This window comes from Streptomyces mirabilis (assembly GCF_018310535.1).
GTDB lineage: Bacteria > Actinomycetota > Actinomycetes > Streptomycetales > Streptomycetaceae > Streptomyces.
On record NZ_CP074102.1, the window covers coordinates 876,772 to 891,877 of the forward strand.

Consider the following 15,106-nt stretch of genomic DNA (forward strand, 5'->3'; position numbering starts at 1 on the left):
CCGGAGCGCTAAGAGGTGGCAGTCACCGGAAGGTCGGGGCGGACCGGCTCGATGCCGGACGCCGCCGGGACGGTGAGGACCATGGTGAGGCCGCCGCCGGGGGTGTCCTCGGCGGCGAGGGTGCCGCCCATCGCCTCGGCGAAGCCACGCGCGACCGCGAGGCCAAGACCGACGCCCGCGCCACGGGGAGCGTCGCCGTAGCGCTGGAAGGGTTCGAAGATGCGGTCCTTGGCCTCGTCGGGGACCCCGGGACCACGGTCCACCACCCGTACCTCCACCCGGTCGGCCATGGCGCTCGCCGCGACCAGGACCGGTGCGCCCGCCGGGCTGTACTTCACCGCGTTCTCCACGAGGTTGGCGACCGACCGCTCCAGCAGGCCGGGATCGACGGCGACCATCGGCAGCGTCTCGGGGATGTCCAGCGTCACGCTGTCCTCGGGGACCCCGCCGAGCGCCATCGGCACCACCTCGTCGAGGTCGATCTCGCGGATCAGCGGAGTGACCGTGCCCGTCTGGAGCCGGGACATGTCCAGCAGGTTGCCCACCAGGTTGTCGAGGCGGTCCGCACCCTCTTCGATGCCTTCGAGGAGTTCCGCCCGGTCCTCCTCCGACCAGGCCACATCATCTGACCTGAGCGAGGAGACCGCTGCCTTTATCCCGGCCAGCGGGGTACGCAGGTCGTGACTGACCGCGGCCAGCAGTGCCGTGCGGATGCGGTTGCCCTCGGCCAGCGCACGGGACTGGTCGGCCTGGGACTGCAGCCGCTGCCGGTCCAGGACCACCGCGGCCTGGGCGGCGAACGCGGCGAGCACCCGCCGGTCCTCCGCCGGCAGCACCCGCCCCGAGAGCGCCAGTGCCATGCGGTCGCTGACCGGCATGTCGACGTCCGCGTCCTCCGGCCGTGCGACCGCCGTTCGCGTGCCCACGCTGCCCGCGCAGGTCCACGGATCGACGTCACTGGCCCGCTCCAGCAGTGCGACCGACTCCATGCCGAAGGTCTCCCGGACCCGTTCCAGCAGGGCCTCCAGGCTGGTCTCGCCGCGCAGCACGCTGCCCGCCAGAACGGAGAGGATCTCCGACTCGGCGCGCAGCCGGGCCGCCTGGTGCGTACGCCGCGCCGCGAGATCCACCACGGAGGCAACCGACACGGCCACGCCGACGAAGATCGCGATGGCGACGATGTTCTTGGGGTCGGCGATCGTCAGGGTGTGGACGGGCGGGGTGAAGAACCAGTTCAGCAGCAGGGAACCCACCACCGCCGAGGCCAGCGCCGGGTAGAGGCCGCCCAGTAGGGCGGCGGCCACGGTCATCGCCAGGAACAGCAGCATGTCGTTGGCCAGGCCGACTTCGGGCGCGACGCCGGTCAGCAGCAGGGTGAGCAGGGCCGGCCCGGCGACGCCGACCAGCCAGCCCCAGACGACCCGGGACCGGCCGAGCCGCGCACTCCGGGCCATGGGCAGTCCGCGTCCCTTGCCCGCCTCGTCGTGGGTGATCAGGTGGACGTCGAGGTCGGGACCCGAGTCGCGGGCCACCGTCGCGCCGACACCGGGTCCGAAAACGTACTGCCAACCCTTGCGGCGCGACACGCCAAGGACGATCTGTGTGGCATTGACGCCGCGCGCGAAGTCCAGGAGCGCCGTCGGTATGTCTTCCCCGATGACGTGGTGGAAGGTGCCGCCCAGGTCCTCCACGAGCGTGCGCTGGACGGCCAGTTCCTTCGGTGACGCGGAAGTCAGGCCGTCGCTGCGGGCGATGTAGACGGCCAGCACCTCGCCGCCCGCGCCCTTCTCCGCTAGGCGCACGGCACGGCGGATCAGCGTGCGACCCTCGGGGCCGCCGGTGAGGCCGACGACGATCCGCTCACGGGAGCCCCAGATCTTCGAGACCTGGTGCTCGCTGCGGTACTCGGTCAGGTACTCGTCGACCCGGTCGGCCACCCACAGCAGGGCGAGTTCACGCAGGGCGGTGAGGTTGCCGGGCCGGAAGTAGTTGGACAGGGCCGCGTCGACCTTGTCGGGCTTGTAGATGTTGCCGTGCGCCATACGGCGGCGCAGCGCGGGCGGTGACATGTCGACCAGTTCGATCTGGTCCGCCCGGCGTACGACCTCGTCCGGGACGGTCTCCTGCTGCCGGATGCCGGTGATGGACTCGACGACGTCGCCCAGTGACTCCAGGTGCTGGATGTTGACCGTGGAGATGACGTCGATGCCGGCGGCGAGGAGTTCCTCGACGTCCTGCCAGCGCTTGGTGTTGCGGGAGCCGGGGATGTTCGTGTGGGGCAGTTCGTCGACCAGGGCCACCTGGGGCTGCCGTGCGAGCACCGCGTCCACATCCATCTCCGTGAAGACGGTGCCGCGATACTCCAGTTCCTTGCGAGGGATCTGCTCCAGGCCGTGCAGCATCACCTCGGTGCGCGGCCGGTGGTGGTGTTCCACGAAGGCGACGACGCAGTCGGTGCCCCGCTCGACCCGGCGGTGCGCCTCGGAGAGCATCGCGTACGTCTTGCCGACCCCCGGTGCCGCACCGAGGTAGATCCGAAGCTTGCCGCGTGCCATCTTCTCTTCTCTTCGTCTCCACGGGCGGGGCCGTGGGGTGCCGGGGCCGGTCTCGAAAGGGATTCGGTCAAGGATCAGGTCAGGGACTCGGCCAGGAATCCGGGTGGGAACTCATCCAGAGGCTCAGCTTTCGAAGCGGTATCCCATGCCCGGCTCGGTGATGAGGTAGCGGGGGTGGGCGGGGTCAGCCTCAAGTTTGCGGCGGAGTTGGGCCATGTAGACCCGCAGGTAGTTGGTCTTGTTGCTCTGGCTGACTCCCCATACCTCCGCCAGCAGGTGTCTCTGTGTGATGAGCCGGCCGGGGTTGGTGACCAGGATCTCCAGCAGATGCCACTCGGTCGGTGTGAGGCGTACGTCGTGCCCGGCGCGGGTGGCCTTCTTGGCGAGCAGGTCGATGGTGAATCCGTCCGTCGTGACGAGCGTCGTCTCGGGGGCCAGCGGAACGTCGTCCGTGCGGCGGACGGCGGCGCGCAGTCGGGCGAGGAGTTCGTCCATGCTGAACGGCTTGGTGATGTAGTCGTCGGCGCCCGCGTCCAGGGCCGCGACCTTCTCGTCGGAGGCCCGGCGGGCGGACAGCACGAGGATCGGTACGCGGGTCCAGCCGCGCAGGGCCTTGATGACGTCCGTGCCGTCCATGTCGGGCAGGCCGAGGTCGAGCAGGACCACGTCGGGCTGCCGGGCGGCGGCGATGCGCAGTGCGGTGGTGCCGTCGGGGGCGGGGTCCACGCCGTACTTGCGGGCCTGCAGGTTGATCACGAGGGCCCGGACGAGCTGAGGGTCGTCCTCCACCACCAGTACCCGGGTCATCAGTGTGCGCCTTTCCTGTCGTACGGCGGGCCGGAACCATACGGAACCGGCCTCGTGAACGCGGGAGTTGACGAACCGGGGTCTGTTCCCCGTCCGCCAACTCCCGCGCGGTGCGCCTAAGGCCATCAGCTCTTCGCCACAAGTCCCTTGAGCGCGATGTTGAGCTCCAGGACGTTGACGCGGGGCTCGCCGATGAAGCCGAGGGTGCGGCCGTCGGTGTGCTCGTCGACCAGCTTCTGCACCTGGGCGACGGGCAGGCCGTTGTTCTCCGCGATCCGGTGCACCTGGATGTCGGCGTACTTCGGGGAGATGTCCGGGTCCAGGCCCGAGCCGGAGGAGGTGACCGCGTCGGCGGGCACGTCGGAGGGCTTGACCGTGTAGCCGTTCACCGAGTTGTCCTTGATGACGGCGGCCTTGGCGTCCTTGACCCACTTGATCAGGTCGGCGTTGTCACCCGAACGGTTGGTGGCGCCCGACAGGATCAGCTTGTACTGCGTGTTGACGCTGTTGGCGCCCAGCCCGTTCGCGGGGCGGCCCTGGAACCACTTCAGGTCGGCGTCCGGGGTCTCCTGGCCCTTCTTCAGCGGCAGGTTGTAGGACTGGCCGATCAGCGAGGAACCGACGACCTTGCCGTTCGCCTTGATCTCCGAGCCGTTCGCCTGGTCGGAGAACAGGCCCTGGGCCACGCCGGTGATGGCCAGCGGGTAGAGCACCCCGCAGACGACGGTGAGCACGAGCAGGGCCCGCAGGCCCGCCCAGAGCAACCGGGCAGTGTTCGTAACCGAGTTGTTCATAGCCGATCAGCCGATTCCGGGGATGAGGGAGATGAGCAGGTCGATGATCTTGATGCCGATGAAGGGGGCGATCAGGCCGCCGATGCCGTAGATCCCGAGGTTGCGCCGCAGCATCTTGTCGGCACTCACCGGCCGGTACTGCACACCCCGCAGAGCGAGCGGCACCAGCGCGATGATGATCAGCGCGTTGAAGATGACCGCGGACAGGATCGCCGAGTCGGGCGAGGACAGGTGCATGATGTTCAGCTTGTCCAGGCCCGGGTAGACCGCGGCGAACAGCGCCGGGATGATCGCGAAGTACTTCGCGACGTCGTTGGCGATGGAGAACGTCGTCAGCGCGCCCCGGGTGATGAGGAGCTGCTTGCCGATCTCGACGATCTCGATGAGCTTGGTCGGGTTCGAGTCGAGGTCGACCATGTTGCCGGCCTCCTTCGCGGCCGACGTACCCGTGTTCATCGCCACGCCCACGTCCGCCTGCGCCAGCGCCGGGGCGTCGTTCGTGCCGTCACCGGTCATCGCGACGAGCTTGCCGCCCGCCTGCTCCCGCTTGATGAGCGCCATCTTGTCCTCGGGAGTCGCCTCCGCGAGGAAGTCGTCGACGCCCGCCTCGTCCGCGATCGCCTTGGCCGTCAGCGGGTTGTCACCCGTGATCATGATGGTCTTGATGCCCATCCGGCGCAGCTCGTCGAACCGCTCCCGCATGCCCTCCTTGACAACGTCCTTCAGGTGGATGACCCCGAGGATGCGCGCGCCTTCGGTGTCCTCGACGGCCACCAGCAGCGGCGTGCCGCCCGCCTCCGAGATCCGGCCCGCGAGGGTGTCGGCGTCCGCGGACACCTCGCCGCCCCGCTCCTGGACCCAGGCGATGACCGAACCGGCCGCGCCCTTGCGGATCTTGCGTCCGTCGACGTCCACACCCGACATACGGGTCTGCGCGGTGAAGGCGATCCACTCGGCCCCGGACAACTCGCCCTGGTGCCGCTCGCGCAGCCCGTACTTCTCCTTCGCCAGCACGACGATGGAGCGGCCCTCGGGCGTCTCGTCGGCCAGCGACGACAGCTGCGCGGCGTCGGCCACCTCGGCCTCCGTCGTCCCCGACACCGGCACGAACTCGGAGGCCTGACGGTTGCCGAGGGTGATGGTGCCGGTCTTGTCCAGCAGCAGCGTGGAGACGTCACCGGCGGCCTCGACCGCACGGCCGGACATGGCCAGGACGTTGCGCTGGACCAGCCGGTCCATGCCCGCGATACCGATCGCCGAGAGCAGCGCGCCGATCGTCGTCGGGATCAGGCAGACCAGCAGGGCCACCAGGACGACCATCGTGAGGTGCGTGCCCGCGTAGTCGGCGAACGGCGGCAGGGTCGCCACCGCGAGCAGGAAGACGATCGTGAGCGACGCGAGCAGGATGTTCAGCGCGATCTCGTTCGGCGTCTTCTGCCGGGCCGCGCCCTCGACCAGAGCGATCATCCGGTCGATGAAGGTCTCGCCGGGCTTCGTCGTGATCTTGATGACGATCCGGTCGGAGAGGACCTTCGTACCACCGGTCACCGCGCTGCGGTCGCCGCCGGACTCGCGGATGACCGGGGCCGACTCACCGGTGATGGCCGACTCGTCGACGCTCGCCACACCCTCGACGACGTCACCGTCACCGGGGATGATGTCGCCCGCCTCACAGACGACCAGGTCGCCGACGCGCAGTTCGGTGCCCGGCACCTCCTCCTCGGACGTGCCGTCCGAGGAGAGCCGGCGCGCCACCGTGTCCGTCTTCGCCTTGCGCAGGGTGTCCGCCTGCGCCTTGCCGCGGCCCTCGGCCACCGCCTCCGCCAGGTTGGCGAAGATCACGGTCAGCCACAGCCAGGCACTGATCGCCCAGCCGAACCAGTCACCCGGGGCCTTGAAGGAGAAGACCGTCGTCAGGACCGACCCGACCAGCACCACGAACATGACGGGCGACTTGACCATCACCCGCGGGTCGAGCTTGCGGAAGGCGTCCGGCAGCGACTTCAGCAACTGCTTCGGGTCGAACAGACCCGCGCCGACACGGCTTTCGTCAGTCTTGTGGCCGGTCGGCACGTCACTGTGCGGCGCCCGGGTCGGAGTGACTGTGGACATCGAGTCCTCTTCTGAAGGCGAATCTGTGCGAGTGGTCAAGACGCCAGCCCCTCGGCCAGCGGACCCAGCGCGAGCGCCGGGAAGTAGGTCAGACCGGTGATGATCAGGATGGCGCCCACCAACAGGCCGGTGAACAGCGGCTTTTCGGTGCGCAGGGTGCCCGCGGTGGCCGGGACCGGCTTCTGCTCGGCGAGCGAACCGGCCAGCGCCAGCACGAACACCATCGGCAGGAAGCGGCCGAGCAGCATCGCGATGCCGATCGTGCTGTTGAACCACTGCGTGTCGGCGTTCAGGCCCGCGAAGGCCGAGCCGTTGTTGTTGGCGCCGGAGGAGTAGGCGTACAGGATCTCGGAGAAGCCGTGCGCCCCGCTGTTGGTCATGGAGTGGCCCGGAGTCGGCAGGGCCATCGCCGCGGCGGTGAAGACGAGCACCAGCGCCGGGGTGATGAGGATGTAGCAGGCCGCGAACTTGATCTCGCGGGTGCCGATCTTCTTGCCCAGGTACTCGGGCGTGCGCCCGACCATCAGACCCGCGATGAACACCGCGATGATCGCCATGATCAGCATGCCGTAGAGACCGGAACCGGTACCACCCGGCGCGATCTCGCCGAGCTGCATGCCCAGGATGGTGATACCGCCGCCGAGGCCGGTGAACGAGGAGTGGAAGGAGTCCACCGCACCCGTCGAGGTCAGGGTGGTCGACACCGCGAAGATCGACGAGGCGCCGACACCGAAGCGGTTCTCCTTGCCCTCCATCGCGCCGCCCGCGATCTGGAACGCCGGACCGTGGTGGGCGAACTCGGTCCACATCATCAGGGCGATGAAGCCGAGCCAGATCGTGGCCATCGTCGCCAGGATCGCGTAGCCCTGCTTCAGGCTGCCGACCATACGGCCGAAGGTGCGGGTCAGCGCGAACGGAATGACCAGCAGCAGGAAGATCTCGAACAGGTTCGAGAACGGGGTGGGGTTCTCGAAGGGGTGCGCGGAGTTGGCGTTGAAGTAACCGCCACCGTTGGTACCCACCTCCTTGATGGCCTCCTGCGAAGCGACCGCACCGCCGTTCCACTGCTGCGAACCGCCCATGAACTGGCCCACCGAGTGGATCCCGGAGAAGTTCTGGATCGCACCGCACGCGACCAGGACGATCGCGGCGACCACCGAGAGCGGCAGCAGGATACGGACCGTACCGCGCACCAGGTCGGCCCAGAAGTTGCCCAGCTCACCGGTACGGGAGCGCGAGAAGCCGCGCACCAGCGCCACGGCGACGGCGATACCGACCGCGGCGGAGACGAAGTTCTGCACCGCCAGGCCGCCGGTCTGCACGACATGGCCCATGGCCTGCTCGCCGTAGTACGACTGCCAGTTGGTGTTGGTGACGAACGACGCGGCGGTGTTGAACGCCTGGTCCGGGTCGATCGCGGCAAAGCCGAGCGAGCCGGGCAGATGACCCTGGAGGCGCTGCAGCAGGTAGAGGAAGAGGACACTGACCGCGGAGAAGGCGAGGACGCCGCGCAGGTACGCGGGCCAGCGCATCTCCGTGTTCGGATTGGCGCCGATGCCCTTGTAGATCCACTTCTCCACACGCCAGTGCTTGTCGGAGGAGTAGACCTTGGCCATGTAGTCGCCAAGGGGGACGTAGGCGAGGGCCAGCGCCGCTATGAGCGCGAGCAGCTGAAGCACGCCGGCAAGAACGGGACTCATATCGAGGCTCAGAACCTCTCCGGGAAGATCAGGGCGAGGACGAGATAGCCCAGCAGGGCGACGGCCACGACCAGGCCGACAATGTTCTCGGCGGTCACAGCTTCGTCACCCCCTTGGCGACGAGGGCCACCAGCGCGAACACCGCGATCGTGGTGACGACGAAGGCCAGATCGGCCATCGCGAACTCCTAGGAGAGGTTCGGAATGAAGGGAACGGACGGATAGAGGAAACCGCCTCTCTGGCCGGATTCGAGCGCCGTTGACGCCTCCCATACGGAGCCTCGTACACCTTTGATGGAACTCTTACGGCCGACTCATCCATCTGCGGGAACCGATACCCCCGTCCGCCTGAAACGCCGACGACCCGCACCAGCGAGGTGTGGGCGGTCAAGGTGAGGCGTCACGAGAGGCGGAACCGCAGCCGGCAGATCGCCGCGTCCGTGTCACGGCGCACCGCGTGGGCGACGACCGCGCCCCGCTGGTTCTGGAGCAGCCGCTGCCACAGGCGGTCCGGCTCGACCTCGGGGATCAGCACGGTGATGCGGGTGCCGGGCTCGTAGACCGCTATTCGACACACGTACGACGCTATGGGGCGGCCGAGTGCCCGGCGCTCGGAGGCGAGCCGAACGAGTGGGACCCCGGGGTTCCACTCCTCCCAGGCGTGCTCCAGGGCCGCGACCTGGGCGCGGTCCTCGGTGTCGGGGTGGCACACCGTGACGGCACGTACCTCGTCCCCGAGGGAGGCGGCGTGGTTTCGGCGCCGTGCTCACACTGCCCCGCACGACTCACACCGGGGCAAACAACTTCCCGACGGCATGCACTACGACCAGGCGTCAAAAACGAGCAGGGTGCCCATCAGGGTCGCGTCAAAGTGTGAGGGTTGGGTCCTCCGGATCTCTACCTTCGGCACTATGGGACGCCGCAACGACGCGCGAGACGACGCGGTCCACACTCCTGCAGAGCCGCCCGCGGAAGTGACGCACGACCGCCGCTGGGCGGGGGATCTGCGCAGCTCGATCCGCTGTGCGGCCGTACTCCTCGCCCTTCTGCTGCTGATCGACTGGGGAGAGGGCACCCTCACTGCCCTACGCGGCGCGCTGTGGGCCGGACTCGGCGTACTCCTGTTCCTCGTGCTGTACCCGCCCAGGGTCAGCGCGGGCGAGGGCTGGCTGGCCTCGCGCGGACTGCTGCGGAAGCGGCGGGTACGAACCGACCTGTTGGTGTCGGTGCGCTGCTTGGACGGCGTCTCGCAGCGGCTCCTCCTGCGGGACATGTTCGGCGTACGGGTCGAGATCAACCCCCAGGTCCTCGTGAACAACCCCGAGCTGTGGCGCCGCCTGGACGAGGACGCCCAGAGGTCGGCGGCGTCCGGATCACTCACCTGCGGGGCGACCGCGCTGCGCAAGGTCTCGGAACGGATCGATCGCGAGACCGCCCTGACCGTGTTCAAGGTCTCCGGCCTGGACTGAGCCCCCCGCTCTCCCGTCCGCGCACCACCCTCATCCCCGTCTGTCCACCGGATGCGGCTGCACCCCGGTCATGAGGATGTCCAGACCGCGCCGCGTCGTCGCCAGCACGACTCGGTCGCCCGCCCGAAGCACCCGCCCGTGCGGCGGACGCCAGTCGAAGCCGGGCCGGCGCAACCGCATCCCGGCGAGGGTGTCCCCGGAGGACGACGCGGGGTGCGCCGCGGCGGAGCCGACGGCCAGGACCCGCCACTCGTGCTCCCGGAACGCCTCATGGACCGAGCGGCCCTCGAGTTCGGGGTGCCCGGCCACGTCGACCACCGTGAACAGCAGCGAGCCCCGCTCGACCGGCATCACCCCCAGCACATGGCGACCCATCATCGCGGCGGCGAACGAGGGCGCGGCGAGCGCCGAAACGCTGCGGCTGCGAGTGGGCGCGTCGGGGTAGGAGGCGCGCAGGGTGCGCTGCACGGTGGCGGCGAAGTCGTCGTCGTACAGCCGCATCACCACCCGTACATCCGGGTTGGTCTCCCGTGCGGCCATCACGATGTCGAGGTTCTCGCCGTCGTCGCGGGTGAGGACCAGCAGCGACTTGCTGTGCCGGATGCGTGCCCGGTCGAGGACACCCGGCGCTCCGGCGTCCTCCAGCACCAGGGGTACACCGAGGTCGCGGGCGAGGGCGACGCCGCGCGCGTGCGGGTCCCGTTCGACCGCGACGACCTCATGATCGGTGGTGCACAGCTGTGCGAGCACCCGGGTGCCGATCTTGCCGAGACCGACCACGACGATGTGATCCTTGAGGTCGTCGGCGGGCGGGTGGCCGGCGGAGGCGGTGCGGAACGCCTCGGTGGCGTTCATGGTGGCGGCCACGACGAGTGGGAGTACGGCGAGCCCGACGAAGCCCGCGATCAGCTGCAGCACCCGTCGGGCCACGACCTCGCCGGTGGCCGGGTCACCCATGGTGAAGATGTCCAGCATCGGCAGGTAGACGTTCTTCCACCACGGATGCTCGTCGGCGAACAGCGCCGTGGCGACGGTGAGCGCCAGCACGATCGCGGCCAGCGCCCCGAAGACCGCGAGGACGTCATGGGAGAGGAAGACCCGCCACGGCAGGTGCGCGAGCCGCGCTCGCAGCCAGCCGCCGACAGAGCCGCGCCGCTCCCTGGCGGCCGGCTCGGGCGCGTGGTGATGGGTGACCTCCTCGAACATCAGCCGGCCGTGCGTGAACTGGCGGTGGTAGGCGGTGCGGGTGTCCGGCAGCAGCTGCGTGCCGTCCTCTCCCGGCGTTTCGGCGCTGTCCTCGCTCGCCGGGTCGTCCTCGTGTGCGCCGGAGAGCACGGCGAGCGTGGCCAGATCGGTCGCTCGGGGCGCCGATCCGGCGGCCCGTACGACGCCGCGGAAGACCTTGCCCTCGACCTGGAGGGTGTGGCCGTGGCCGACCGTGGCGGCGGCCACCAGTTCGGGCACGGCGGTGTCGGCGTCGGACAGCACCGTGGTGGACATGTCCGGCCGGGGATCGTCGTCGCCACCGCCGATGATCTCGGCGGCCGCGCGGTCGAGGAGGCGCTCCAGGTGGCGGCCGCGCTCGCGGTTGAACATACGGATGACCAGGCGTATCGACGGGTTGAGGCCCCGGGCCAGGAGCGCCGCGGTCATGTTGACCTGGTCGTCGCCATAGGTCAGCGCGAGGGCCGCGGCCCGCTGGACGCCCGCAGCCCGCAGGGTCTGCTCGTCAGGGTGCGCCGACACCAGCAGCTCGATGGGCGAGCGCGGGTCACGGTGCAGCGCGGCGATCTCGGCGCCGTGCTCGTCGCGCCGGGAGGGTAATACGACGGTGACGGCCTCGCCGCACACTGCGTCCAGTTCGACGGCGAGCCGGTGCGCGAGCCCGTCGTCGCCGCAGATCACCATGTGCTGGGAGCGGGGGCCAAGTTCCGTGCGGAGATGGAGAGTTGACGTCACATCAGTCTAGAACGGCAGCACGGACGTACCCGTTCCTGGTGGGCGAGGGTTCGGCGTCAACGTTCCGTATGCGTCTGTCATCTCGTCCCGTAGGCGTCCTTCAGCCGTGCCGACGTGACTGCTGCCCTGGCATCACCCGCCCAGCCACTCCCAGGTGTCAGCCGTCCTTGACCGGCCCCGCCGTGTCGAGGGCCGCGCCCGTCTGGTCGGCGAGGGTGACCGCGACCAGGCGTGCTGGGAGCGGCGGTACGGGGCCCGGGCCGGGGGTGAGCATGAAGCGGCCGAGGTAGTGGCCGTTGCCGTACGTCCGCAGCTCGATCTCGCCGTCCGGCCAGCCGCTCGCGTCGACGTCCCAGTGCCGCCGCCCGACCGCCACGTTCCCGTCCTGTTCCAGGCGCGGCGGCTGCCCCATCAGGGTGCCGTACTCGAAGCGGCAGCCGCGCAGGCCCAGCAGCTCGGTCAGCTCGCGACGGACGTGGTCGACCACGGTGTCCGAGGACTTGGCGGACTGGGCGAGGTCGGCCGTCTCGTGGATCCGGGCGAGGTAACCCGCGTCCGTCACGGTGATCACTTCGAGGCGGCGTGCGCGGGCCGCGAGCTGGGACACGATCAGGCCGACGATCAGCAGCAGAACAGCCGTCTCGATGTCCGCGGACGCGGTGATGTCGAAGGTCTGGTACGGACGGGTGTGGAAGAAGTCGAACCAGGCCGCCGCCGACAGCGCCGCGAGCGCGCCTGCCAGGCGGTTCCCGATGGCGGCGACCGCGACGACCACCACGACCAGGATCAGCGCCGCGTTCGTGCGCGAGAGATCCGTACGGAAGGGCACGAGCGCGAGCGCGACCAGGAACGGGCCCACCACGCCCGCCACCAGGGCGAGCCGGTCCCGGAGCGGATAGCCGGTCATCACGCCGTCACCTCCTGCGCTCATCACGACGGCTCCGAGCCCCCGCCTCCTGGTACGCCGCTTTCGGGGCTCATACGCTGCCTCCTACGCTCTGCGTACCACCAGGGTGCTCCGCCCGCTCGGCGAAGGGCAGCGACAGCACCATCGTCAGGCCCCCGCCCGGAGTGTCCTCCGGGGTGAGCGTGCCGTCCATCGCCTCGGTCAGGCCTCGCGAGAGTGCCAGGCCCAGACCGAGGCCAGTGGTGTTGTCGGTGTCGCCCAGACGCTGGAAGGGCTCGAAGAGGCGGTCACGGTCATTGGGGGGCAGGCCGGGGCCGCGGTCGACGACACGGACTTCGACGCGGCCCGCGTGGGCGCTGGCGGTCAGCAGCACCTTGCGCCCGGCCGGACTGTGGCGGGCGGCGTTGGCGACGAGGTTGGCGATCACCCGCTCCAACAAGGGTGGATCGGCCAGCACGGCCGGAACCTCCTCCAGGTCCCCCACCTCGACTTCGGCGGTGTCGGCCAGCGCGGCCGGGAGGACCTCTTCCAATGCCGTGGCCCGCAGGTTCAGCGTGAGCGCGCCCGCCTGGAGGCGGCTGAGGTCGAGGAGGTTCTCGACCAGGCGGTTGAGCTTGGCCATGGACTCGTCCGCGGTGGCGAGGAGTTCGTCCCGGTCCTCGTCGGAGAAGTCGACGTCCCGGCTGCGCAGCGAGGCGACGGCCGCCCAGCCGGCGGCGAGCGGGGTCCGCAGGTCGTGGCCGACCGCCCGCAGCAGCGCCGTACGCATCCGGTCGGCGGCCTTGACCGGTTCGACCTCAGCAGCGGCCTCGGCGAGCCTGGCCCGCTCGACCGCCGACCCCACGTGCGCGGCGAAGGCGGCAAGCACACGCCGCTCGGACGACGGAAGGGTGCGACCGCGCAGGACCAGGAAGGCGCCGGGCCCCGCGGGCACGGCTGTCACGCGGTCCTCTCCGGGCGGCTCGTCCACCAGCTCCGCGGAGTCCATGCCGAACGTCTCGCGGGTCCGTTCCACCAGCGCCGGGATCGTCGCACCACCGCGCACGATGCTGCCGGCGAGCGACGACATGGTCTCCGCCTCGGCGGTGGCCCGCGCCGAGCGCCGCGACAGGCGCAGCGAGCGGTCCACGACGGCAGCCACTACTGCGGCAACCACCACGAAGACCGCCAGCGCCAGCAACGCGTTCGGGTCGTCCAGCGTGAACTGGCCGACGGGCGGGATGAACCAGTAGTTGAGCAGCAGGGACGCCGTGACCGAGGCGATCACCGCCGAGACGACCCCGCCTATGCAGGCCACACCCACCACGGTGAGCAGGAACAGCAGTGCCTCGCTGGTGAGGTTGAGCCGGTCCCGGGCCCAGTCGAGATCGAGCAGGAAGGTGAGCGCCACGGGCAGCAGCAGCCCGGCCACCGGGCCCGCGATCCTGCGTACGGTCGAGAGGGTACGGCGGCGGGAGGGCAGCAGCGTGCCGCGTCCGGCGCGTTCGTGCGTGACCGTGTGGATGTCGATGTCGCCGGAGAGTTCGACGACCGTCTCGCCGGTGCCTCGCCCGGTGACGAAGCGTTCGACGCGGCCCCGGCGGCTGGTGCCGAGGACGAGTTGGGTGGCGTTCTCGGCGCGGGCGAAGTCGACGAGGGCGGTCGGCACGTCGTCGCCGACGACCGAGTGGTAGCTCCCGCCCAGGTCCTCGATGAGCCGCCGCTGCCGGGCGAGTGAGGCGTGCGAGGTGCCCGCGGCGAGACCGTCGCTGCGGGTCACGTGCACGGCGAGCAGATCGCCGCCCGCCGACCGGTCGGCGATCCGGGCGGCCCGCCGGATGAGGGTGTCTCCCTCGGGCCCCCCGGTGAGCGCGACCACGACCCGCTCCCGGGTCTCCCACACCCCGCCGATGCCGTGCTCGGAGCGGTACGACTGGAGCGCCTCGTCCACCCGGTCGGCCACCCACAGCAGGGCCAGTTGGCGCAGGGCGGTCAGGTTGCCGGGGCGGAAGTAGTTGGCGAGAGCGGCATCGACCTTCTCTGGCGCGTAGATGTTGCCGTGCGCCATCCGGCGTCGCAGCCCCTCCGGCGGAATGTCCACCAGTTCGATCTGCTGCGCGCGTCGTACGACCTCGTCGGGCACCGTCTCGTGCTGCGGTACCCGCGTGATCTTCTCGACGACGTCGTTGAGGGACTCCAGGTGCTGGATGTTGAGGGCTGTGATGACGTCGATCCCGGCGGCGAGCAGTTCCTCGATGTCCTGCCAGCGCTTGGCGTTGCGACCGCCTCCCGGCACATTGCTGTGGGCGACCTCGTCCACCAGCGCGACCTGCGGGCGACGGGCGAGAACCGCGGCCAGGTCCATCTCCTCGAACTCCCCGCCGCGATAGGAGCAGGGGGCGCGCGGTACGACCTCCAGGCCGTCGAGCATCGCCTCCGTACCCAAGCGCCCGTGGCACTCCACGAACCCCACCACCACATCGGCACCCCGCGCCGCCCTGCGTCGCCCCTCGTCGAGCATGCGGTAGGTCTTGCCCACCCCCGGAGCAGCGCCGAGGTAGACCTTCAGCCGACCGGGCCGTACGTCACCCGCGGCGGTCCATACCTCACCCAAGCCGGTCCGTACGTCACTCATATCGGTCCGTACGTCACTCATCGCAGCCGACGCGCTCCGCTCACTGGAGATCAATTCCCCGGAGGGAAGGGTTACTTCCCCCCACCGAAGCGCTTGTGCGAGTCGTTCGGCGCGCTCCTTGACGCATCCTTGGCGCCGGTCACGTGGACGTTGACACTGCTTTGACGGGCCCTGGCCCGATAGGGTGAAG

The 15,106-nt window shown here is 69.9% G+C and carries 10 protein-coding genes and 1 pseudogene; 1 reads left to right on the forward strand and 10 read right to left on the reverse strand.

Annotation, left to right across the window (positions count from 1 at the left end; genetic code table 11):
- Positions 1 to 8: 8 nt before the first annotated feature.
- The 7 genes and pseudogenes from SMIR_RS03995 to SMIR_RS04025 all read right to left on the reverse strand — a co-directional run.
- Positions 9 to 2,555 (reverse strand): DUF4118 domain-containing protein, encoded by a 2,547-nt coding sequence (locus tag SMIR_RS03995; protein WP_212726523.1) that lies wholly within the window; start codon positions 2,553 to 2,555, stop codon positions 9 to 11.
- A 123-nt stretch (positions 2,556 to 2,678) separates the two neighbouring features.
- Positions 2,679 to 3,362 (reverse strand): response regulator, encoded by a 684-nt coding sequence (locus SMIR_RS04000; RefSeq protein WP_212726524.1) that lies wholly within the window; start codon positions 3,360 to 3,362, stop codon positions 2,679 to 2,681.
- Between the two features lie 125 nt (positions 3,363 to 3,487).
- Positions 3,488 to 4,156: a potassium-transporting ATPase subunit C gene (locus SMIR_RS04005; RefSeq protein ID WP_212726525.1), complete on the reverse strand. Its 669-nt coding sequence runs from the start codon at positions 4,154 to 4,156 to the stop codon at positions 3,488 to 3,490.
- A gap of 6 nt (positions 4,157 to 4,162) precedes the next feature.
- Entirely contained in the window at positions 4,163 to 6,268 is a 2,106-nt protein-coding gene (gene kdpB, locus SMIR_RS04010) for a potassium-transporting ATPase subunit KdpB (RefSeq protein ID WP_212726526.1), read from the reverse strand.
- 35 nt (positions 6,269 to 6,303) lie between these two features.
- On the reverse strand, positions 6,304 to 7,968 hold the full coding sequence (kdpA, locus tag SMIR_RS04015; protein WP_168489368.1) for a potassium-transporting ATPase subunit KdpA: 1,665 nt from the start codon (positions 7,966 to 7,968) through the stop codon (positions 6,304 to 6,306).
- Between the two features lie 8 nt (positions 7,969 to 7,976).
- Positions 7,977 to 8,066 carry a K(+)-transporting ATPase subunit F gene (gene kdpF / locus SMIR_RS04020; protein WP_016434100.1) on the reverse strand — a complete coding sequence of 30 codons (90 nt, stop codon included), beginning with the start codon at positions 8,064 to 8,066 and terminating at the stop codon, positions 7,977 to 7,979.
- 301 nt (positions 8,067 to 8,367) lie between these two features.
- Positions 8,368 to 8,715: pseudogene (locus tag SMIR_RS04025) on the reverse strand (amino acid permease); the annotation flags it as partial.
- Positions 8,716 to 8,878: 163 nt separating this feature from the next.
- Here SMIR_RS04025 and SMIR_RS04030 point away from each other — a divergent pair.
- Positions 8,879 to 9,436, forward strand: a complete 558-nt coding sequence (locus tag SMIR_RS04030; protein ID WP_249938337.1) for a hypothetical protein — start codon at positions 8,879 to 8,881, stop codon at positions 9,434 to 9,436.
- A gap of 30 nt (positions 9,437 to 9,466) precedes the next feature.
- On the opposite strand, the gene SMIR_RS04035 is transcribed toward SMIR_RS04030, so the two are convergent.
- The 3 genes from SMIR_RS04035 to SMIR_RS04045 form a co-directional block, all read right to left on the reverse strand.
- Positions 9,467 to 11,395, reverse strand: a complete 1,929-nt coding sequence (locus SMIR_RS04035; RefSeq protein WP_349636891.1) for an NAD-binding protein — start codon at positions 11,393 to 11,395, stop codon at positions 9,467 to 9,469.
- A 157-nt stretch (positions 11,396 to 11,552) separates the two neighbouring features.
- On the reverse strand, positions 11,553 to 12,326 hold the full coding sequence (locus tag SMIR_RS04040) for a DUF4118 domain-containing protein (RefSeq protein ID WP_249938338.1): 774 nt from the start codon (positions 12,324 to 12,326) through the stop codon (positions 11,553 to 11,555).
- 46 nt (positions 12,327 to 12,372) lie between these two features.
- Positions 12,373 to 14,916, reverse strand: coding sequence for a sensor histidine kinase (locus SMIR_RS04045; RefSeq protein ID WP_212728276.1), 2,544 nt, complete (start codon positions 14,914 to 14,916; stop codon positions 12,373 to 12,375).
- Between the last annotated feature and the right edge of the window lie 190 nt (positions 14,917 to 15,106).

Bases quoted from the DNA above. Each gene is read 5' to 3' on its own strand.
- SMIR_RS04045 (WP_212728276.1), bottom strand. From the start codon at position 14,916: ATGAGTGACGTACGGACCGGCTTGGGTGAGGTATGGACCGCCGCGGGT.
- kdpB (WP_212726526.1), bottom strand. From the start codon at position 6,268: ATGTCCACAGTCACTCCGACCCGGGCGCCGCACAGTGACGTGCCGACC.
- SMIR_RS04000 (WP_212726524.1), bottom strand. From the start codon at position 3,362: ATGACCCGGGTACTGGTGGTGGAGGACGACCCTCAGCTCGTCCGGGCC.
- SMIR_RS04040 (WP_249938338.1), bottom strand. From the start codon at position 12,326: ATGAGCGCAGGAGGTGACGGCGTGATGACCGGCTATCCGCTCCGGGAC.
- SMIR_RS03995 (WP_212726523.1), bottom strand. From the start codon at position 2,555: ATGGCACGCGGCAAGCTTCGGATCTACCTCGGTGCGGCACCGGGGGTC.
- SMIR_RS04030 (WP_249938337.1), top strand. From the start codon at position 8,879: ATGGGACGCCGCAACGACGCGCGAGACGACGCGGTCCACACTCCTGCA.
- SMIR_RS04005 (WP_212726525.1), bottom strand. From the start codon at position 4,156: ATGAACAACTCGGTTACGAACACTGCCCGGTTGCTCTGGGCGGGCCTG.
- kdpA (WP_168489368.1), bottom strand. From the start codon at position 7,968: ATGAGTCCCGTTCTTGCCGGCGTGCTTCAGCTGCTCGCGCTCATAGCG.